Source organism: Microvirga calopogonii, assembly GCF_003347665.1.
GTDB lineage: Bacteria > Pseudomonadota > Alphaproteobacteria > Rhizobiales > Beijerinckiaceae > Microvirga > Microvirga calopogonii.
Genome location: NZ_QDGA01000015.1, coordinates 67,357 through 86,145, shown reverse-complemented (window position 1 = coordinate 86,145; position 18,789 = coordinate 67,357). Strand labels below are relative to the sequence as shown.

Annotated in this window: 21 protein-coding genes; 7 read left to right on the top strand and 14 right to left on the bottom strand. The window is 62.0% G+C overall.

Annotated elements, in window-relative coordinates:
- Positions 1-20: 20 nt before the first annotated feature.
- Positions 21-455: a Ros/MucR family transcriptional regulator gene (locus DDF70_RS14295; protein WP_170316074.1), complete on the top strand. Its 435-nt coding sequence runs from the start codon at positions 21-23 to the stop codon at positions 453-455.
- A 530-nt stretch (positions 456-985) separates the two neighbouring features.
- Positions 986-1,954 carry a DUF6456 domain-containing protein gene (locus DDF70_RS14290; RefSeq protein ID WP_245435492.1) on the top strand — a complete coding sequence of 323 codons (969 nt, stop codon included), beginning with the start codon at positions 986-988 and terminating at the stop codon, positions 1,952-1,954.
- 89 nt (positions 1,955-2,043) lie between these two features.
- On the opposite strand, the gene DDF70_RS14285 is transcribed toward DDF70_RS14290, so the two are convergent.
- Positions 2,044-2,499 (bottom strand): SufE family protein, encoded by a 456-nt coding sequence (locus DDF70_RS14285; protein ID WP_245435491.1) that lies wholly within the window; start codon positions 2,497-2,499, stop codon positions 2,044-2,046.
- A gap of 41 nt (positions 2,500-2,540) precedes the next feature.
- On the bottom strand, positions 2,541-2,861 hold the full coding sequence (locus tag DDF70_RS14280; protein ID WP_114945528.1) for a hypothetical protein: 321 nt from the start codon (positions 2,859-2,861) through the stop codon (positions 2,541-2,543).
- 354 nt (positions 2,862-3,215) lie between these two features.
- On the opposite strand from DDF70_RS14280, the gene DDF70_RS14275 reads away from it, so the two are divergent.
- Together DDF70_RS14275 and DDF70_RS14270 are read left to right on the top strand one after the other, a co-directional pair.
- On the top strand, positions 3,216-4,061 hold the full coding sequence (locus DDF70_RS14275) for a peptidoglycan-binding domain-containing protein (RefSeq protein ID WP_114945527.1): 846 nt from the start codon (positions 3,216-3,218) through the stop codon (positions 4,059-4,061).
- Positions 4,061-4,402 carry a DUF1491 family protein gene (locus DDF70_RS14270; RefSeq protein WP_114945526.1) on the top strand — a complete coding sequence of 114 codons (342 nt, stop codon included), beginning with the start codon at positions 4,061-4,063 and terminating at the stop codon, positions 4,400-4,402. Before DDF70_RS14275 ends, DDF70_RS14270 begins: the two co-directional genes overlap by 1 nt.
- Here the strand turns inward: DDF70_RS14270 and DDF70_RS14265 are convergent.
- The 5 genes from DDF70_RS14265 to DDF70_RS14245 form a co-directional block, all read right to left on the bottom strand.
- Entirely contained in the window at positions 4,399-5,445 is a 1,047-nt protein-coding gene (locus tag DDF70_RS14265) for an aldo/keto reductase (protein ID WP_114945525.1), read from the bottom strand. The two genes, DDF70_RS14270 and DDF70_RS14265, sit on opposite strands and share 4 nt — an antisense overlap.
- 3 nt (positions 5,446-5,448) lie before the next feature.
- Entirely contained in the window at positions 5,449-6,675 is a 1,227-nt protein-coding gene (locus DDF70_RS14260) for a multidrug effflux MFS transporter (RefSeq protein ID WP_114945524.1), read from the bottom strand.
- Between the two features lie 22 nt (positions 6,676-6,697).
- Positions 6,698-7,276, bottom strand: coding sequence for a TetR/AcrR family transcriptional regulator (locus DDF70_RS14255; RefSeq protein WP_114945523.1), 579 nt, complete (start codon positions 7,274-7,276; stop codon positions 6,698-6,700).
- 164 nt (positions 7,277-7,440) lie between these two features.
- Positions 7,441-8,025: a carboxymuconolactone decarboxylase family protein gene (locus tag DDF70_RS14250; RefSeq protein ID WP_114945522.1), complete on the bottom strand. Its 585-nt coding sequence runs from the start codon at positions 8,023-8,025 to the stop codon at positions 7,441-7,443.
- A gap of 115 nt (positions 8,026-8,140) precedes the next feature.
- Complete coding sequence (locus DDF70_RS14245) at positions 8,141-9,157, bottom strand: hypothetical protein (RefSeq protein WP_114945521.1); 1,017 nt, start codon at positions 9,155-9,157, stop codon at positions 8,141-8,143.
- Between the two features lie 249 nt (positions 9,158-9,406).
- Between DDF70_RS14245 and DDF70_RS14240 the strand changes: the two genes are divergently transcribed.
- On the top strand, positions 9,407-9,610 hold the full coding sequence (locus DDF70_RS14240; RefSeq protein ID WP_009493969.1) for a hypothetical protein: 204 nt from the start codon (positions 9,407-9,409) through the stop codon (positions 9,608-9,610).
- Between the two features lie 33 nt (positions 9,611-9,643).
- Here DDF70_RS14240 and DDF70_RS14235 read toward each other — a convergent pair whose 3' ends face one another.
- The 4 genes from DDF70_RS14235 to DDF70_RS14220 are packed head-to-tail and all read right to left on the bottom strand — an operon-like array spanning position 9,644 to position 13,601.
- The gene (locus DDF70_RS14235) at positions 9,644-10,153 is read right to left on the bottom strand and encodes a GNAT family N-acetyltransferase (protein ID WP_114945520.1); all 510 of its coding nucleotides are present in this window, start codon (positions 10,151-10,153) and stop codon (positions 9,644-9,646) included.
- 5 nt (positions 10,154-10,158) lie between these two features.
- Positions 10,159-10,722: a DUF1254 domain-containing protein gene (locus DDF70_RS14230; protein WP_114945519.1), complete on the bottom strand. Its 564-nt coding sequence runs from the start codon at positions 10,720-10,722 to the stop codon at positions 10,159-10,161.
- Entirely contained in the window at positions 10,719-11,369 is a 651-nt protein-coding gene (locus DDF70_RS14225) for a DUF1214 domain-containing protein (protein WP_162820403.1), read from the bottom strand. Before DDF70_RS14225 ends, DDF70_RS14230 begins: the two co-directional genes overlap by 4 nt.
- Positions 11,370-11,390: 21 nt before the next feature.
- Positions 11,391-13,601, bottom strand: coding sequence for a transglycosylase domain-containing protein (locus tag DDF70_RS14220; protein WP_114945517.1), 2,211 nt, complete (start codon positions 13,599-13,601; stop codon positions 11,391-11,393).
- Positions 13,602-13,813: 212 nt separating this feature from the next.
- Between DDF70_RS14220 and DDF70_RS14215 the strand changes: the two genes are divergently transcribed.
- Together DDF70_RS14215 and DDF70_RS14210 are read left to right on the top strand one after the other, a co-directional pair.
- On the top strand, positions 13,814-14,317 hold the full coding sequence (locus tag DDF70_RS14215; protein ID WP_114945516.1) for a YcgN family cysteine cluster protein: 504 nt from the start codon (positions 13,814-13,816) through the stop codon (positions 14,315-14,317).
- A gap of 246 nt (positions 14,318-14,563) precedes the next feature.
- On the top strand, positions 14,564-15,958 hold the full coding sequence (locus tag DDF70_RS14210; RefSeq protein WP_114945515.1) for a M10 family metallopeptidase: 1,395 nt from the start codon (positions 14,564-14,566) through the stop codon (positions 15,956-15,958).
- Between the two features lie 275 nt (positions 15,959-16,233).
- Here DDF70_RS14210 and DDF70_RS14200 read toward each other — a convergent pair whose 3' ends face one another.
- The 3 genes from DDF70_RS14200 to DDF70_RS14190 all read right to left on the bottom strand — a co-directional run bounded on the left by DDF70_RS14200 (position 16,234) and on the right by DDF70_RS14190 (position 18,699).
- On the bottom strand, positions 16,234-17,325 hold the full coding sequence (locus DDF70_RS14200; protein ID WP_114945513.1) for an AI-2E family transporter: 1,092 nt from the start codon (positions 17,323-17,325) through the stop codon (positions 16,234-16,236).
- 385 nt (positions 17,326-17,710) lie between these two features.
- The gene (locus DDF70_RS14195; RefSeq protein ID WP_114945512.1) at positions 17,711-18,022 is read right to left on the bottom strand and encodes a YMGG-like glycine zipper-containing protein; all 312 of its coding nucleotides are present in this window, start codon (positions 18,020-18,022) and stop codon (positions 17,711-17,713) included.
- 86 nt (positions 18,023-18,108) lie between these two features.
- Positions 18,109-18,699, bottom strand: a complete 591-nt coding sequence (locus DDF70_RS14190; RefSeq protein ID WP_114945511.1) for a DUF2939 domain-containing protein — start codon at positions 18,697-18,699, stop codon at positions 18,109-18,111.
- Positions 18,700-18,789 lie beyond the last annotated feature (90 nt).

Below are 18,789 nucleotides of genomic sequence, written 5' to 3'. Positions count from 1 at the left end.
CGGAAAGGAAGAAAATCAAAATGAGCGACAACATCGCTGCTTCGAACTACATTGAGCTGGCTGCGGATATCGTCTCCGCTTACGTCAGCAATAACTCTGTTCCTTCGGGCGACCTGCCGACGCTGATCAACGACGTCCATTCGGCTCTTCTGCGTGTCGGGGGCGGCACCGTGGAAACGCCCATGGAGGCTCCGAAGCCGGCGATCCCGGTGAAGAAGTCCGTCACGCCGGATTACATCGTCTGCCTCGAGGACGGTAAGAAGTTCAAGTCCCTGAAGCGGCATCTGCGTACGCAGTACAACATGACGCCTGAGCAGTATCGCGAGAAGTGGGCATTGCCCGTCGATTACCCGATGGTGGCTCCCAACTACGCCAAGGCTCGCTCGGAGCTCGCCAAGGAAATGGGCCTCGGCCAGCAGCGCCGTAAGCGTCGTTCGTCGCGCAGCAGCAGCTAAGATCGGCCTTATGAGGTCGAGACAGCCGCCCTCAGGGGCGGCTTTTTGCTTTTCGGGACGCCGCTCCGCCGCCCGCTCGTTCCTTGGTCAATGCATTCGGAGCGGACGTCGCCTGTCGAGCGGCGCCCTCGATTGCGTTCTCATCGATGCGTGTAGTCCTATGTCGTGCGTGCGCAGTCAGATGCCGGGCGCACTCGACCTGTCATGTCGGAAGATCACGCTGGAGCGCTTGATTGTTTAGCGACACCGAACTCCCGCGGCATGACGGCTTGGAACGATGAGTGCTCGCTTTACGCATGGAGCACGCTCGCAGCGAGCATCATCGGCAGCCTGAACGAAGGTTGACCCTCCGCAACCGAGAGCGAAGGGTCAATGCGGCCTTTGTACGGGTGCGGTGGGCTGCGTCCGACTTATCCTCACTCTTATCAACAGTTTTGAATCTTCGTTGACAACTAGGAATATGGGCCCACTATCGAGCATGGAAGGGGCAGCCCTTCCTTACTTTATTTATTTATTTATGGGAACAAAACATGAACATTATCGACGGCGATGCGGTTCATCAAAGTATTGCCGCAGCAAGGATTGCAGGCCCGAAGAAGACGCGTTCGGAGAGGCGTAGACGCAACGGAAGCCGAAAGCCGGAGAGTGCGGTTGGGCTTGCGGCTGGCGATTCCCTGGCCAAGGAAGCGCGGCGGCTTCTCGCAGCCTTGGGTCAGCCGGAGACATGGGCGAGAATCGATCCAACGGACCCGGCGAGCGTACTTGTCCACAGGCGCCGGTCGGGAATCTCCGTCGGGGCAGGGCGCTTCGCCTCATCCGTCGCGGACGCCCTCGTGCGCCAGGGGCTCGGTGGCTGGGAGCAGGCCGCGCCGGGCCGGAAGGCCCTGCGGTTGACCAAGGCCGGCGAAGCCTGTCTGCGTCGCGCCTCGGCGCCCGAGGCCGATCTGGCGTTCTTTCATCAGCACCGCGAAACGGAAGTTGCCACAGTAGAATCGGATGCAGGTGCCGCCCGCGTCCGCGTCGATGCCGACGAGAGCCCCCTCGACTGGCTGCGCCGCCGCAAGGGCCGCGACGGTGAACCCATGATCGACGAGGCATCCTATCAGGCCGGAGAGCGCCTGCGGACCGATATCATGCTCGCCGGTCTCCTGCCCGGGGTGACGGCACGCTGGGATGCAATGCCGAGAAGCGGAGGGCCAGCCTCCCCGGGCGAGGCGACGGACCGAATGGTCGCCGCCCGCCAGCGGCTGCGGAACGCCTTTGATGCCATCGGGGGCGATTTCAGCGACCTTCTTCTCGACTTCTGCGGTTTCCTGAAAGGCCTGGAGCAGATCGAGCGCGAGCGGCAATGGCCCGCGCGCTCCGCCAAGATCGTGGTACGTCTCGCTCTGGCACGGCTCGCGGAGCATTACGGCATCGAGGCCTCGGCCCGAGGGCCTGCCGCCTCGCGCGGCATCCGCACATGGCAGGCCGTGGTGATCGAGGGTGGAAAAGGCTAGAGCATTTTTCGGTGAAGTGGATCCGGCTCACCGTCAAAAGATGCGGAAAAGCAAGGAAGAGAGCTGATTCCACGCAAGGGGAAACAGCTCTATGAAGCCGCGACGGCCGCCTGAGCATCGCGGCGGATGCGTTCGACCATGGATCTGACGCCGTTCGACCGTTGCGGCGTCAGATGCTCGGACAGGCCGAGTTCCTTGAAAAGCGCGAGGGCATCGGTGGAAAGAGCTTCCGAGGGTGTCTTGCCGTTATAGAGGGAGATCAGGAGCGCCACGAGGCCCCGCACGATGTGGGCGTCGCTGTCGCCGCGAAGATGGAGGACTGGCTCGCCGTTCGAGGAGGTAAGTCCGGTCTGGAGCCAGACTTGGCTGGCGCAACCCTGAACCTTGTTGGCATCGCTATAGGCGTCTTGCGGCAACGGCTCCATGAGACGCCCGAGTTCGATGACGTAGCGATAGCGCTCCTCCCACTCGTCGAGCAGTTCGAAATTGGAAACGATTTCGTCGATTGTCGGCAGCATGGCAAACTCGGGTTGTCTGCCCGTCATATAGCCATCGTCATGCCGTTTGGCGACGGAAGGGAGCGTATTTATGTGCGAGGCTTGGACGCAGCTGCCTCGCGATCCTCCGGCCGCAAGGTGTCGGAAGGCTTTGTGGAACCGGCAACGGGGAGGCCGGACGTGCTGAGAACCCTGTCGACGACAGCCTGCTTCGCACTCTCGGGCAGGGCCTTCCATATGGATTCGAGATGGCCTGAATTGTCGGTGTCGGGAGCTGGACCCTTCGCCTGTTCAGTCTTCTTCGATGTGAAAAAGGCCTCGACGGCGGCCGTTCCCTCGCCCTGCTGGCGCACTGGCGAGAAATAGAAAATGGTGCCGACGATGAGGATGAAACGGAGAATCGAGAACATGAAGCGGTCGGTCGGCTGAAGCCAAGGAATGATGCAGCACCATAACGTACCTTGGCTGGCCCGCGTAGGATGCGTTCGGGAAATCTGGAAACAGGATGAACAAAACCTTGATGTCGGCATCCTGTGTTAAACTCATGAAAAGAAAAGAGAAATTTTAGAGCAATTTGGGCCTTGATGCCTGGGCGCCGCTTTCGCCGGGCCGTTTCGCCGCTCGATCAAAGGCAATTAGGTTTCGCTTAAACCGGGTCTGTCAGGCTTTGCCCTCAGAAGGACAAGAAACGGTGCCTTGCCGTCTTGTCTTGCTGCCTGGGCGGACCACAACGACATCATCCTTCGAAGACGGAAACGACTCCCTTGCGTGAAGCTTTTGTCGACCATCCCGATGACGATCTCGACCTGCCGGCGGTCGTGCGCCGAAAGGCTCCGGCGCGACCGGCGCAGAAGCGTGCCGTCAAGCCGCCGCGCAGACCGGGCATCGGGGAGAGGGCAGTTTCGTTCGTCTTCAGCCATCCGCGCCAGATCCTGGCGGCCTTGTTCCTGACCGGATGCGGCGGCGCGATTGCCTGGAACGCGCTGACGCTGCAACACAGCCGCCATCCGGCGCCGCTCTTCAACACGCGGGAGATCGTGCTCGCACCTGAGCCGAAGGCGGAGAGCGAAGCGCACCAGCCACTTCCGCCCGCGCGTCCCGGAGCTCAGCCCGCAGAAGAGATGGCATCGCCCCCGACCCCCCATGAGGCCGCTGCTCATCCGGCACCGGAGGCGGCTCCGCCATCCGTGGCTACGCCCAGGACTCCGGCACGCAATCCGATTGCTGACATGATCCGCAATGGAGGCCAGCCTGTTCCGGCCGCCCCGCCGGTTGCCCGTGCGCCGCAACCGAGTGTCGCCGCTCCGCTCGCGCCCCCGCCTATGCGGAGTGCCAGCCGCGATCCCATTGCGGACATGATCCGCATGGGCGGGCCTGTGCCGGTGCCGCCGGCCAATGTAGGCCGCCCGGACCAAGGCGATACGGTTCTGGCCGGACAGCGTGCGCTTGCGCGACTTGGCTACAGCGTAAAGGTTGACGGCCTGATGGGCTCGGGCACACGACAGGCTATCGAGCGGTTCGAGCAGGATCGCCGTCTGCCCGTCACCGGCGAGTTGAACGCGAGGACGATCCGCGAACTCTCCGCCGCCTCCGGCATCGCGGTTCAATAATGTCCCGCCTTCGCTCCGACTTCTGGGTTTCGGCTTACCTGCGTCGTTGTTCGGTCGAGGGAGTCGATGCCGCCTTGCGCAAGCGTGGTGCCGCCGAAGCCGGAGCGGTATTCGTCAAGGTAGACCGGCTCGACGGTACGGCGAGCCTCTATGGGCCCGCGCCGCAGCTCTTCCTCGACGAGACCGGTGAGCGACTCTTCTCACCAATTCTGAAAGACGTGATGCCGCTCGACGTGGAGGAGCGGATGACGCGCGAAATGCGCTTCGACTCGGACCTGTGGCTCGTGGAGGTCGACGACAGGGCAGGACGCCACTTCCTCGACCTCGCTGCGGAAGATTAGGCGACGGGAAGGGGCGGGCGGTCTATCAGGTCGAACTTGCCGCCCGAGCTGCGCTGTTGCGTCCCCGGCTCATGGATCATCGTATAGGGGAAGACCGGAGGCGGGCTGCTGACCTCATCGAGCCGCGCGATCTGTTCAGGAGACAGATTGACCTTCGCGGCGGCGAGGTTGGTTTCGAGTTGGGCGACCGTGCGCGGCCCGATGATCGGAAGGGAGCCTTTGGCGGCCACCCAGGCGATTGCGACCTCGCCCGGCGTGACGCCGAGTTCTTCGGCGACCGTAATTACTGTGTCGAGTACGACGCTGCGCTGCGCGGAGTTCTCCGCCTGGAAGACCTTGCCGCCGAGCCCCTGAGCCCGACCGGCTTCCCCCAGCCGGTACTTGCCGGTGAGCATGCCGCCGCCGAGGGGAGACCACGCCACGATGCCGAGGCCGAGCGCCTGACCGGCAGGCAGGAGTTCCTGTTCCGTCGTGCGCTCCACGAGACTGTGCTCGACCTGCAGGCCCGCGATGGGAACGGTGCCGCGAAGTTCTGCAATGGTTGCGGCGCGCGCTACGCGCCAGGCTGGGAAGTCCGAGAGGCCTGCGTAGAGAATCTTGCCGGAGCGCACGAGATCGTCGAACCCACGAACGATTTCTTCGGTTGGTGTGACGCCGTCGGAATAGTGCACCCAATAGAGATCGATATGATCGGTCTTCAGGCGCTTGAGGCTCGCCTCCACCGATGACACCATGGCCTTGCGGCTGTTGCCGGTGACGAGGATGCCGTCCTTCGGACTGGCGCGTTGCGTGAACTTCGTCGCGACGACGAAATCGTCACGTCTGCCTTGCAGCAGATCCCCCAGGATCTCCTCGGACTGGCCGAACTGATAGCTGTCCGCCGTGTCGATGAAATTGCCGCCGGCCTCCGCATAGGCCTCGAAGATGTGGCGGGCTTCAGCCGGCTCGGTGCCATGGCCCCATCGTGTGCCGAAATTGCCTGTGCCGAGAACCAGCTCCGAAACGCGCAGGCCTGTATGCTGGCCGAAGAGCTTGTAGCGCATGACTTAAGCCTTTCCATGCTTGCGAAGGAAGACGAAGAGGGCGAGGGCCGAGCCGCCGGAGAGGATGACGCTCAGCGCGCCGACCGGCGATAAGGGAAGAGCGGTGGTGAGGGCGGTGCCGGCAGCCGCGCAGGCCATTTGCAGAAACCCGAGAAGCGCGGAGGCTAAGCCGGCCTGCTGACCGAACGGGTGCAATGTGATGGCCGTGCCGAGCGGATTGACCAGTCCCATGCCGAGCAGGAAGACCGCAATCGCTGCTGAAAAGCCAGGAAAGGTTGGTGCCGCGCTCAGGGCAAGCAAGAGGCCGCCGCCAAGCATTGCCAGTATGATGCCGCTGATAGCGACGGGCCTCGCCCCCCATTTATGCGCTAGGCGCGGGGCCAGCAATCCACCGGCGAAGACGACGAACACCGTTGTTGCGAAGAACAGGCCGAGCTGCAGCGAAGTAAGGCCGAGGCTCGTCATCAGAATGGCGGGCGCCGCAGCGAAGAAGGCGTAAAGGCCACCGATGATGAGGCTGACGGCAAGGGCTGGGAAAATGAATCGCGTGTCCGCCAGAAGCCGAGCATAATCGCGCATCGTGGCCGAGAGCGAGGCGGCCGAACGGCGGTCGGCAGGATGTGTCTCGCCGGTGCCGAGTGCATAGACGGCTGCCAGGATGGCGCCGAGAGCGCCGACCACGACGAAGGCCGCACGCCAGCCGAATTGCGCATCGAGCGCACTGCCGATCAGGGGAGAAAAGCCGGGCGCGGCCGCCATGGCCACCATGGTCAGCGACAGGGCCCTCGCGAGCGCTTCTCCATCGAAGAGATCCCGCGCGATCGCGCGGGAGAGAACGGATGCCGCGCAGACGCCCAGCGCCTGGACGATGCGCCCAACGATCAGCATCGTGAAGCTTTCGGCTCCACCGCAGATCGCGCTGCCGACGATGAAGATCGTGAGGCCGCCGAGCACGAACCATCGGCGGCCATATCGGTCAGACAGGGGGCCGACGAGGAGCTGCCCGACAGCGAAAGCGATGAAGAAGCTCGAGAGCGTCAGGCTGAGATCGCGCGCCGGAATGTTCAGTGCCGCGCCGATCGACGGGAAGGACGGGAGAATGATGTTCGTGGAGAGAGCCCCGATGGCCGCCAACCCTGCCAGGAGGGTGAGAAGCCCTCCCGTCAATTTGCTCTCCGTGGCGGGCTGAGCCGCCTCTGCTGGTAAAGTCTCGATGACGGACACAGACATTCTCCTGCAGGTAGATTGAGGGCTATTCCGACCGGGCGGCGATCTCATTGGCCGCGGCGGAGAGGATTGTCCGCGAGAGCGCCTCGTCGCCGACGGCCCGGGACAGCACGAGGGCGCCGACCATCGTCGACAAGGCCGAGATCGACTTGCTGCGCCGATCTTCTTCGCTGGCGGATTCCGGCACGATGCCGTCGAGCAGCTCCAGATAGCCTTCAAGGCCATCCCGGAACGCGGCCTGAAGTTCGACGGAGGAGCGCGGCGCTTCTGCGCCCAGGGCCGCCAGCGCACAGCCTTCCCCGCGCCGGTCCCGGTGCGCCTCCGACAGGTAGAAGCGCGCAAGAGCCGCCAGCTTCTCGCTCGGCGTCTCGGCGAGGACTTGGGCCCATCGGTCCTTGTTCCCGGAGAGAGCACGGCGGCTCGCCTGAACCTTCAGATCTTCTTTCGAATCGAATTGGCCATAGAAGCCGCCATGGGTCAGGCCGGCCTCCTTCATCAGATCGGAAACCCCGATCCCCTCGAAACCGCGCTCCCGGAAGAGGCGGCTGGCGACATCGATGACGTGCTCGCGGTTTTTGTCCGCCTGCTCCCGGCTGACCCGCATCGGGGCTCTCCCATCAGGTTGATGTCGGAGGATATATGATGATCAACATTTAAATGCAAGGATAAATGTCGAGCATCATCTAAAATGGCGCGACGCCGGCGAGCCGGAGCGAAGCTCAGGCTTGGACGATGCACGAGTCGATGCTGGGTAGAAGCGCCGCCGCTTCAGAGCGGGCGGCCAACGCTCATGGTCGTCCGAAACTCCTCATCCTCATCGAGGAAGGCCGCTTCGGTGCCTGCGCCCATCGCGTCGAAAAAGCGGCTGACGAAGCACCGGAAGGAGGCGCAAAGGGCGATGTCACAGATCTGCCGATCCGAGAAACCGACCTGTCTCAGGCGTTCGATATCCGCCGGGGAGATTCGGGATGCGTCCCGAACGATCTTTTCCGCATAGGCTAGCATCGCAACATCCTTGTCCGACAAGCCAGCGGCTCGGAAGTCCCGCTGAACGGCGAGGACGGCGTCCTTCGATCCGAGATCGTCGGTAAGCTGCCTGCTGTAGACATGGGAGCAATAGGTGGAAGGGATGTGCTTCGCAGCGATCAGCGTGATCAGGCGCCACTCTCGTAGGCCGAGCGAGAAGCCGGCGCGGATGCGGTCGGAGAAAGCCGTGTAGATCGGCAACAGGTCGGGCCGGGCCGTGAAACACTTCGCGGCTTCCATGACGAAACCAAGTTGCGCTCTCTGCTTCTCGTAGATTTCCGCGACTTCGCCGGTTGCGTCTTCTTCCTCAATGATCTGCAGGAACATCCGGGCCTCCAGTCAGATCGCCAGTACGAACAATCTAGCAGAATTCCGGTTGAGCCTGCATCCACCCTGAGCTTGGATCTTAAGGTGAGGTACGTCGGACCGTTTGCTCGGCGGTCTAAGCGAGCGCCTCTCCCGAGAGCGTCCTGACGTCCAAAATGCATTCGATGAGGGCGAGCGCGACGGGCCCCGGGACATCCCGCATTTCCTGCACCAAAGGTCTGATGGCGGAAAAAGGATAGGACAGGGCAGGGTGCAGGTTAAGGAAGATCCCGATCGCATCCCTCCGTGTCACGCCCAGAACATTCAGCGCGAGAGCAAGAAGGCGGTGACGCCCGATTGCGAGCAGGCGCCACTCCGTGGATGCCGGAAATCCGAAGAGGGCAGTCAGGATCGTCTCCAATCTGTGGTCGTCGCCCTTGAGGCTCGCTGCCAGGAGGTCGGCTCGGTCCTGCTCGGTCAGCGTGAACGTCAGGCTCACGCGCCGATGGGCCAGGGAGGCTGCTATACGTTCCCGGATCGCCTCTCGGCGCTCCCTGGATGCCGCCAGATACAGGGCGGCCTGAGCGGCGGTCGGGAGGTCGGCGCGGTCGAGAAGGATCGTGGCGAGGGCGGGACGTCGACGGGCCCGCCGCAACAGATCCGCGAAATGTGCGGTATCGGGAAGAAAAGCGGGATTGGCCGCGAGCACGTCCTCGACAGCATCCTCTCTCAGAACCAGGAGCTTGTGGATCGTCGCCGGATCAAGATCCGGCTGCGACGCGAGGGCAAGACGTCCTTCCGGCGTGGCAAGTTGCCTCTCACCGAAGGGATATGACGGATGCACGGCGTGGTCATAATGGACGTTGACGGCCTCTGGCGAGTGCCGAGCCAGATAATCCAGAATGGATGCCGGCGTGTCCGGACACGGCTTCAGGATGAGGGCGAGGTCGCGCCGGGTCGTGGCGTCGGTCTTCGGCAGGAAGCCGAGAACGAGGGATTCGAAGGTTTCGATGCTCTCGCGGTCGCGCGCCGCCGCGGCGACGAACATCTCCGCGTTCACTTTCAGGAGAGCGGCGCGTGCATCGGAAGAGTTGTCCGACGATCCGAAACCCGACAGGTCCGACCAAAAGTCCGGACGTGGAGACGACGCCATGCTCGTACTCGCTTCAACACAACTGATCTCAGGTTAGGGTGGGCCCCTTAGCGCATCTTTAACGGACGTGAAGGGCTCGGGAATTAAGGGTTTCGCGCGAGGAACTGAAGCGCGGCAGCGAGTGTTGTTTTCTTGTCAGGGCGGGCATTTTTCTGATGCGCAAACCCCGGCGGCAACGAACTGTTAACCATAGATCTCCTTTTGTGAGTCAGGCGTAGAGACAGCAATGGCACGATAGAGGAGGGCGAAATGCGAGATATCTGGACCAGATCGCCGGGAGTGGTGATCGCTTTTCCGGATAGCGCGGAGCGGCCGCAACGCCCGATCCTGGCAGCCGATGAGCCTCGAGGCGAGATCCTGCTGTTTACGGGCGTTCGCTACGAGCGGCCTTCTCCCAATCCAGGACCTTCCCGTCCGCTGGCGTCCAACAGCCCCGGCCGTCGCCGCTCCTAGTTCGTATTCTGATTTCATGATGACAGGACGCCGTTAGGCGTCACGGTTCGGGCTTGCCAGATCGTGCACCATGAGCACCGCATCCGGCCCATAGCTCGCGAGCTTCGCTTCCAGGCCCGGCTTGTCCAGAACACGAAAGCCGACCCTCTCCCAGAACGCCTGAGACCTGTTGACGGCAACAAGCGACAGATTGCTGAAACCTCCTGCCCGGGCGTGTTCGATCAGCTTGTTCGCAGCCTGCGCAGCATGACCCTTGCCTCTCGCGATCGGCAGCAGGGCGACATCGTGGATGTAATAAGTGGTAGGCGCCTCAGGGAGTTTGCCGAGCAGTTCATTCAGGGGCGGCGGTTCGCCCAGACGCCAGGGATGGGTGAGCGCATAGCCGATCGGACGTCCGTCCTCGACCAACATGAAGCAGCCCTGCGGATAGAGGCGACGGCGCTCGGCCAGCACTTCGGGATCTTCCGGATGATCGACATGGATCGAGTCCGCGAGAACCTGCACCTGGGCGAGATCCTGGGACGTCATCGGGCGCCAGGGCATGACGGTCAGGGATCCTGATCCGCCGTGCAGGTGACAGCCTTTGCCGCCTCTTCCGCCTGAGGCCGCAGGCTGGGGCTGGGAGCCGCGACACGCACGATGACGAACCCCTGCTGTTCAGGGGAGACGATCCGCACATCGCGCGAGGGGTCGTTTTCATCCTCGGCGGCGCGCGCCTCGTCGAGCTGGCGGGCGGTCAGCGTGACGATCTCAAGCTCGTTCCGAACAGCTGCGCGGTCCGTGACCGCAAAGAAGACACCGCCCGATTCCTTGTGGAAGGAGAAGGACAAGGGGAGCGAACCGGTCTGAGCCGCGATGCGCATGGGACCATTGCGGAGATCGAAGGCGCAGGTTGCCACGGCAGTGGCCGGGTCCGGCTGCGGAAGCCAGGTATTCTCACCGCCTGGCGCGCTGATGATCTGCGCCTTATCGGCCGTCAGGGTCGCCTGGACCTTTGCGAACGCATCCCGGTCCGCAAGATAGGGACTCGCGAGGATCGCCACGATGTGAACCCCTGCGGCCATCACGATGCCGCAGAGGGTCGCGACCAGGAAACGAGAAAACCCTCTCATGCTCCGCACCCCAGACGCTTGATGACGGGAAAATCGGCTTCCTCGAGATTGGCCCCGGCGGCCCCCGGGGGATCGTAGAGACGCAGCGTGACCGTGAAGGGCCCCGACGCGGGCAGTTGGAGCCAGTTGCCCGGCTGCAGAGTGCGGGACAGGGCGATGATGAAACGGTCTTGCGAATCCCGGAGCACGTCGGCCGAGGTGAAGTTTCTGCGTCCAAGCTCGGTGATGGGAAGACGCCCGTCTGCGTCGTAGAGGGTCACCGTCCAGAGCCGTGCGATGGGGGCGATCGTCCCGATGGTATAAGTACAGGTGGAATCGAGTGGCCGACCCTCACTGTCGGTCCGGGCGGTGAAGCCCAGTCCTTCTCCTGTCGCCAGCGGAACGTCGCCGCGCCGCGCCAGGATCGCGCGCATGTAGGGATCCGCCTCCGGCGAGCCGAGCTTGGGCCATGCCTGCCAAGGCCCGAGCCGCAGGCTGCCGAAAGGCGGGTCGCCATTGATGGCCCAGTAGGCGGAACCCAAGCCTAGTCCCAGCGCCAGAAGCAGCGCATAGACGATGAGAATGGCTGTCGGGACGCGTCTCACGGTCACGGGCGATAGCGGATTCGATGGCGCGCGCATCGAAGCGGCCGCCGGAGCGTTCGTCAAGTGAGCCTCTGTCTGCATGGGTTAGGGCATCGCTACCTGGCGACGGCCATCCACGGCAGCGGAGCCGCCCGGAGCTTCCGGAGCCTTGCCCGTCGTCGCGGAACGGTCGACAGACTGGAACAGGGTGCCGATGCCGCCAAGGACTTCGTAGGACTTACGGGAAAGAGTGCCGGCAAGGAAGGATTGGGCGGGGGCCTGCGCCTGATCGGCCGCCGGTCCCTTCGAAGAGGCGACACGGAAAGCATTGGCCGGGCTCGCGCCGGGGATGGGGCGGATCTCCAGGTTCTGGTGAGCGAGGCTCATCACTTCGTGCCATGTCATCGCCGGCAGGGTGCCGCCGGTCATCTCGTTCATGGGGCGGGAATCGTCATTGCCGTACCAGACGCTGGCGACGAGGTTGCCGGTAAAGCCCACGAACCATGCATCCTTGTAGCCGTTGGTGGTGCCGGTTTTTCCTGCCGTCGGAATGCCTTCAAGCGCAGCGCGCTTGCCGGTGCCTTCCTCGACCACCTTGTTGAGCATGAAGTTCATGTCGGTGACGACACGGGTGTCGAGCACCTGCTTGGGCGGCGTGTCCCGGTCGTGCCGGTAGATGACCTCGCCCGAAGAGTTGCGGACCTCCCAGGCGGCATAGGGGTCTGCGCGTTTGCCGCCATTGGCAAAGACCGCGTAGGAGGCGGCCATGTCGATGGGCGTGACCTCGGCCGCACCGATGGGCAGCGAGCTCGAATCCGTCAGCGGGTGGGTGAGGCCCATGCGCTTGGCCGTATCGACGATCACGGCGCGGCCCGCCTTGGCGTTGCCCTTGCCGATTTCGACGGACATTTGGACCGGGATCGAGTTGATCGAGCGGGCCAGGGCCGAAACCAGAGGCATGGCGCCGGCGAAGGAGCGGCCGTAGTTCTGCGGACACCAGTTGCCGAGGCAGATCGGCCGGTCGACGACGGTGGAGTTGGGCCGCAGCTTCGGATTGGTGGTCAGGGCCGCTGCATAGACGAAGGGTTTGAAGGACGAGCCTGGCTGGCGCAGCCCCGCCGTGGCGCGGTTGAACTGGCTCTGGCCGTAATCCCGCCCACCGACGATGGTGCGGACGGCGCCGTCCACGTCCATAACCACGATCGCCCCTTGGTCGGCTTTGTACTGGCGGCCGTGCTGGCGGAGCATGTTCTCCAGCGTCTCCTCCGTATGCCGCTGGAGCGCCGTGTCGAGCGGGGTCTTTACGATCAGCACCCGTTCGTGGCCGAATTTCTTTTCGGCAGCGAGCGCTTTCACCTGATCGAATGCCCAATCGAGATAGAAGTCCGGGGTCGTCTCGCGCTGGCGGTTGACCGGAGTCGCGGGATTGCGTCGTGCCGTCTGGATCTGGCCTTCCGTCAGGAAACCGGCCTCGACCATGTTGCGCAGAACCTCGTTCGCCCGGGCGCGAGCCGCCGGCAGGTTCACGTGCGGGGCATATTTGGTCGGAGCCTTGAACAGGCCGGCCAGCATGGCGGATTCCGCCAGGGTCAACTCCTTGGCCGGCTTCCCGAAATAGTAGTCCGCTGCCGCCACCACGCCGTGTGCGCCGCCGCCCATATAGGCGCGGTCAAGATAGAGCTTGAGGATCTCGTCCTTGGTCAGGTGAAACTCGAGCCAGACCGCCAGGAAAGCTTCCTTGATCTTGCGCTCCAGGGAGCGCTCGTTGGTAAGGAAGAGGTTCTTGGCCAGCTGCTGGGTGATGGACGAGCCGCCCTGCACGACGCCCCCGCCCTGGGCGTTCACCACGAGGGCGCGCAAGGTGCCAATCGGGTCGATGCCCCAGTGATCGTAGAAGCGCCGATCCTCCGTCGCCAGCGCGGCCTTGACCATGTAGTCCGGGAAATCCTCAAGCTTGTAGGAATCGTCCAGGTGGAGGCCCCGCCGCCCGACCTCCTGGCCATAGCGGTCGAGGAAGGTGACGGCGAGATCCTGGGTCTTGAGCCAGTCGTCCTCCGTCTCCCGGAAGGCCGGGAGGGCGAGCGCCAGCATGACGATGCCGCCCGCTACGCCGAGAGTCGTAGCCTCGCTGGTCAGGTCGAGGATGCCGCGAAGAGGGCCGCGAAACCGCAGGCACTTCATTTTTTCCGAGTACCAGCCCCACGCGCCGCCGAGCCCGCGTCCGCTCTGGTACAGCGTGGAGTTGAGCCACGCGTCGAACCACAGCGCGCCGCGCTTGATCCGCGTCATAAGAGGAATTGGGGGCTTCTGACTCACGACGGTCCTCGAGCAGGTCAGGGCCTGACCTGCCTAGTTTATGATATTCGAACGTTCTATCGGCAACGCCGAAGCGTGGCGATGCCGATATATATAACTCAGAACCTTGTTTGTAGGTTCACAGAGATTTACCTCTTCCGAAGGATAGGCTGCCCGATGTGCGGCTTAGCACCTTCCCTGAAACCGCCTCAAAGAGACGTCAAAGCGCCCACATGCCAAATGCCGCACCCCTCGCTCGCCCCCAGCCGGAAGGGCAGCCCTTCTGGCGCGTGAAGTCGCTTGAAGCCATGAGCCTGGATGAATGGGAGAGCCTGTGCGACGGCTGCGGTCGCTGCTGTCTCGTCAAGCTCGAGGACGAGGATACGGCCGAGGTGATGTACACGGATGTGGGCTGCACCCTCCTGAACGATCAGACCTGTCGCTGCAGAGATTACGCGAACCGCCAGGCCAAGGTGGCCGACTGCGTGCGCCTGACGCCCGCGGCCGTGCGAAGCCTCTCCTGGCTGCCGAATACCTGCGCCTACAGGCTTCTGGCCGAGGGGCACGATCTCTATTGGTGGCACCCGCTGGTTTCAGGTGATCCCGAGACGGTGCATGCGGCGGGGATCTCCGTCCGCGACCGGGTTGCCGGACCGGAGGAAGACTTCACGATCGCTGAACTCCTGGAACGGATTACCGATTGGCCGCTGGAGGATCCTAGCGTCCGAAAGGAATGAACGTTCGGGGGCAAAGCGTCGCAGACCCGGACCTTGCGAAATTCTAACGCGATCGTGCCCCACCCTAGGAGAGGACACGAAAAGTCGCTGCATGATAACGGCACGCCTGCAATAAAATCCGCTCAGGAAACCGGGACATACCTCCTTTGGAGTAATTGCCAGCATCGCGTGCAAAGGCAACCCTCATCGGTCCTAGGTAAGTTCTGACTCATATTTTTAAGATTAGTTTCCAATTAGGGTGGATTTATGCCTGCTATTGCTACTTATGAGCTGACTGGAAATGCTTACGTCGATGGGCTTCTTGGTAATTTTAAATGGGCGGTCAACAGTTTAACCTACAGCTTTCCTTCTAGAGGTTCGTATTACGGAAATTCGTACGGCGGAGCGGAGAACGTTACCAATTTCGGCAGCCTCGACGCAGATCAACAGGCAGCCGCCCGCAGTGCCCTGAAATCCTACGCTTCGGTTGCGAATCTGACCTTCACCCAGCTGGGTGAGACTGCAACGCGGCATGCCGATTTGCGCTTTGCCATGTCGGACGCAACCTCGACAGCATGGGCGTATTTCCCCTCGACGGACGCCGAGGGTGGGGATGTCTGGTTAAACCGCTCCAACGGATATTTCGCCGACACCGCGAAGGGCACCTACGGCTTCATGGTCTTCATGCATGAACTCGGGCACGCGCTTGGCCTCGAGCATCCGCATGACGGCAGCAACATCATGCCGCAGAACCGGGACTCGTTGGAGTACACGGTCATGAGCTACCGCTCCTATGTCGGAGGCTCGACGAGTGCCGGGTACACGAATGAGGCCGGGGGATATGCGCAGTCATTGATGATGTACGACATCGCGGCCATACAACACATATACGGCGCGAATTACACGACGAACAGTGGAAACACCACCTATACCTGGAATGCGACGACGGGCGAGATGGCCATCAATGGGATCGGCCAGGGAGAACCTGAAGACAACAGGATTTTCCTGACCATTTGGGACGGTGGTGGCAACGACACTTACAATCTCTCGAATTACACGACCAATCTCAAGGTCGACCTGCGCCCGGGAGAGTGGACCAAGACATCCACCGCGCAGCTTGCGAAGCTGCATTGGGACGGCTCCAAGATCGCTGTCGGCAACATTGCCAATGCGTTGCTCTATCATGGCGACACGCGCTCTCTCATCGAGAACGCCGTGGGTGGCTCAGGCAACGATTCATTGACCGGCAACGAAGGCAAAAACCACCTCGTTGGCGGTGCGGGGGCGGATAAGCTGTACGGTCTCGACGGAGCAGACATCCTCGAAGGCAACGCCGGAGCCGATACGCTCTTCGGGGGAAGCGGTGCGGACATCTTCGACTTCAATTCCCGCAGTGATTCTCTCTCTAGTGCCCGCGATACGATCCAGGATTTCGTGCGCGGCACCGATCATATCGATCTGCGCACCATCGATGCCAACACGACAAGCAGTGGAGATCAGGGATTTTCGTTTATCGGAGGTGCGGCTTTCACGGGTCATGCCGGCCAGTTGAATTTCACAGGAAGCGTGCTGGCGGGAGATGTGAACGGCGACAGGATCGCGGATTTCCGCATCAACGTCACGGGCGTGTCGACGCTGACATCCGCTGACCTTTATCTCTGATAAAAGCCCATGAGGATGCGCCAATGAACGATTGGATCGATTTCGACCAATGGCGAAACTGCGCGCAGATGGAACGTCCCGGGTTCGTATTCGAAGTCCGGAACGGTGAAGGGCGGAGTCTGCTGACCACCTGCACCGTTCCGCTTCAGCTGCCAGCCGATTGGAAATCGCCACCCGTGCATTTCCGTATGGTCGAAGAGCCGAAGCCGCGGCATTCGAACCCTATTCCAAAACCGCAATCCTGACGTTCCGTACATGGGCTAGCCGTACATGGGCTAGTCCGAAGATTGCGCACTCGTTTCCTGTTTGTCGCCACCGCGCTCCCCAGGAACTTCGGTGTGTTCGCCGAGAGTCTCACGGACATAGAGCTTCTTGACGAGAACATAGGCAACCACTGCCAATGGGAAGCCGAAGATCAGGCCGAATGCGCCGAAAAGGGCACTGCCGATGAGGATTGCAAACAATGCCAAAGCGGGAGGGATGCTGATGACGCTTCGCGCCACGAGGGGAAAGATGACGTTGCCTTCAATCTGCTGAATCGCGATGACCGCGAGCACGGTCCAAAGCGCCGTCTCTCCGCTCACCCCGAAGGCAATCAGAACAGCGGGCAGCGCCCCCAGGATCGGGCCGAGAAACGGGATGAAATCGGCCAAGCCGGCAATGAGGCCGAGTGCGATGGCCGAGGGCAATCCGATCAGCCAGAAGGCGATGGTCGAGAGGATCGCCACGCAGGACATGGCGATCAGCTGGGCCGTGAGCCACAGCCTCAGGGCCTGCCCGGATGCCTGCAGCGAACTTTCCACGCGGGCATGGTGGCGAATGGGAAAGAGCTTGACGAAGCCCTGCTTGTAGAGGCGCGGCGCGGCTGCAATGTAAAGGCCCGCAATCACAACCAGGGCGAAGTCGGCAAGTCCATCGAGAATAGCGCCGCCGATCCCGGCCAGGCGGGCGGCCATTCCTCCGACTGGCGCATTGCTCATGATCTCCGACAAGTCGTCGCTGACGGCGCCGAGGCCGAGCTGCTTGGCGAAGTTGTCGATGGCGAGGGGGAGCTGTTCGACCACGTTCGAGAATTGAGATCGCACCTGCGTTCCGAAGAGCGCGATGATGGCGAGGAACAGCGCGAAGATGACGAGGCTGGCAATGGTCAGGCTCCAGCGCTCAGGAACCCTGAGATAGCGCACGAGTGCATCCGAGGCTGCGTGCAGCAGGATCGCCACGAGGACGGCACCGAAGGCGAGGAGGAGAACATCCGACAGCTTCCACAGCAGGAAGGCCAGCGCTCCGATACCGAGTACGATGAGGGTTTTGCGAACGAATTCGGCGTCTCCCATAAAGCCCCGAACGGAACGGTTCTGATCATCCATCGTTTACGCCTCACCTTCGACCCTGTGACAATCAAAGCGGCCGAGCTCGGTTCCCTTCGCCGGTGAAGATGTATGTCCACTTCAATATTTATCTCGTATTTCCATATTACTCTGTTTCTAATTCAATGAAGTAAATGTCTCCACGGAACGTATTCCGATATTCGCGGTTGTCGTTTCATGGAGGGAATGGAAATGACCTCACAAGTCATCTGTTTTATTCTAGGCACTGTATTCCCGGTTGCCATGGTTGGTTGGCTGTTCATCCATTGATGAGCCTTATCAATACTCTTATCCATGGAAGAGGAAGTGCCTGAATTTTTAGTCCCGCGTAACGAAAAGCCCGCCTGTTAACGCAGGCGGGCTTTTCGTCGGGATCCTGTGTCCATTATCGGACAATCTCCGTGCAAGCCTGATTCCCGTGGGCGTCAACCGAACAGGTCCGTTGTCTAATGGAACCGGTCGTCGTCGCATCGGGAACCACGACGTTCGGGCGAGCCTGGTTCCGGGCGTTCTGCTCGGCTAGACCTCCCGCGATGCCGCCCACGCCTGCGCCAACCACTGCACCTACGGGGCCGCCGACAATGGCGCCGGTCACGGCGCCGGTTGCGATGCCCGTAGCCGTACCATCCTGTGCTGAAGCAAGTTGTGGCGCGAATAAGAGAGAAACGGCGGTGGCCGTGAAGGTAAGTTTACGCATAACTCGTTCCTGCATCAGATAATCGTTGAGCGGAAACGACTATCTTATGCTCCAGGTTCCGGAGATTAGGATCGGAGCGAGGCTTTCTACTTCGTCGCGGATGATGCGCGCTTGGTCAGTTCTTTTCTAAGCGGTTCAGGGAGTTCTATGCCGGTCAGTCGCCATGTGGTGCTGCTCAGGCGGAGCGTGATCCTGAACTGCCGATCCTTCGGCTCATCAGCTGGAAGCGGGACGGTGATGGAGCGAAAGCCTTGCGACTCTGAGAGGATGAATGTTCGCCAAGCCTTTTCGAAAGACGCGGCATCGAAGGTAAGAGGAAAGAAAATCCCGCCAGCCACGGCCGCTCCGGCGGATTGCTGCAACTGCCCATCGTCGAGGAGGTCGATGAGAGCCTGGGGCGTGATGAGTTCCTCGAGAACAGGGTTGAGCGTTGCGGTTCCGGCCTGGGCCGCTGCCTGCCGGTCCAGCCCTCCGAGATCCTGCGTCTTCAGGTACTCGCCTAAAATCTGTCGGGCGAGGGAGGCGCGAAGCGCGTTGAAGTTCACCCGTTCCGTGATCCGGGCCACGTCCCTGGCTTCGACAGCTTTGGACAAATCGTAGAGCGCAACGAAGGGTGAGACCATGAAGATGGCCCAAGCCAGAAAGAGAAGAAAGCTGATCCGGAGAGTCCAGCGCATCGTTCAGGCCGTACCGTTGAATTGAAGGGACTGGCTTGCCGTGGAGTTGAAGCCGTGGAGGACGGTGTCCCGTCCGGAATGTGCTGATGT

Coding starts and splice junctions, on each gene's coding strand:
- DDF70_RS14295 (WP_170316074.1), top strand. CDS start 21: ATGAGCGACAACATCGCTGCTTCGAACTACATTGAGCTGGCTGCGGAT.
- DDF70_RS14290 (WP_245435492.1), top strand. CDS start 986: ATGAACATTATCGACGGCGATGCGGTTCATCAAAGTATTGCCGCAGCA.
- DDF70_RS14285 (WP_245435491.1), bottom strand. CDS start 2,499: ATGACGGGCAGACAACCCGAGTTTGCCATGCTGCCGACAATCGACGAA.
- DDF70_RS14280 (WP_114945528.1), bottom strand. CDS start 2,861: ATGTTCTCGATTCTCCGTTTCATCCTCATCGTCGGCACCATTTTCTAT.
- DDF70_RS14270 (WP_114945526.1), top strand. CDS start 4,061: ATGTCCCGCCTTCGCTCCGACTTCTGGGTTTCGGCTTACCTGCGTCGT.
- DDF70_RS14265 (WP_114945525.1), bottom strand. CDS start 5,445: ATGCGCTACAAGCTCTTCGGCCAGCATACAGGCCTGCGCGTTTCGGAG.
- DDF70_RS14260 (WP_114945524.1), bottom strand. CDS start 6,675: ATGTCTGTGTCCGTCATCGAGACTTTACCAGCAGAGGCGGCTCAGCCC.
- DDF70_RS14255 (WP_114945523.1), bottom strand. CDS start 7,276: ATGCGGGTCAGCCGGGAGCAGGCGGACAAAAACCGCGAGCACGTCATC.
- DDF70_RS14250 (WP_114945522.1), bottom strand. CDS start 8,025: ATGTTCCTGCAGATCATTGAGGAAGAAGACGCAACCGGCGAAGTCGCG.
- DDF70_RS14245 (WP_114945521.1), bottom strand. CDS start 9,157: ATGGCGTCGTCTCCACGTCCGGACTTTTGGTCGGACCTGTCGGGTTTC.
- DDF70_RS14240 (WP_009493969.1), top strand. CDS start 9,407: ATGCGAGATATCTGGACCAGATCGCCGGGAGTGGTGATCGCTTTTCCG.
- DDF70_RS14235 (WP_114945520.1), bottom strand. CDS start 10,153: ATGCCCTGGCGCCCGATGACGTCCCAGGATCTCGCCCAGGTGCAGGTT.
- DDF70_RS14230 (WP_114945519.1), bottom strand. CDS start 10,722: ATGAGAGGGTTTTCTCGTTTCCTGGTCGCGACCCTCTGCGGCATCGTG.
- DDF70_RS14215 (WP_114945516.1), top strand. CDS start 13,814: ATGCCAAATGCCGCACCCCTCGCTCGCCCCCAGCCGGAAGGGCAGCCC.
- DDF70_RS14210 (WP_114945515.1), top strand. CDS start 14,564: ATGCCTGCTATTGCTACTTATGAGCTGACTGGAAATGCTTACGTCGAT.
- DDF70_RS14200 (WP_114945513.1), bottom strand. CDS start 17,325: ATGGATGATCAGAACCGTTCCGTTCGGGGCTTTATGGGAGACGCCGAA.
- DDF70_RS14195 (WP_114945512.1), bottom strand. CDS start 18,022: ATGCGTAAACTTACCTTCACGGCCACCGCCGTTTCTCTCTTATTCGCG.
- DDF70_RS14190 (WP_114945511.1), bottom strand. CDS start 18,699: ATGCGCTGGACTCTCCGGATCAGCTTTCTTCTCTTTCTGGCTTGGGCC.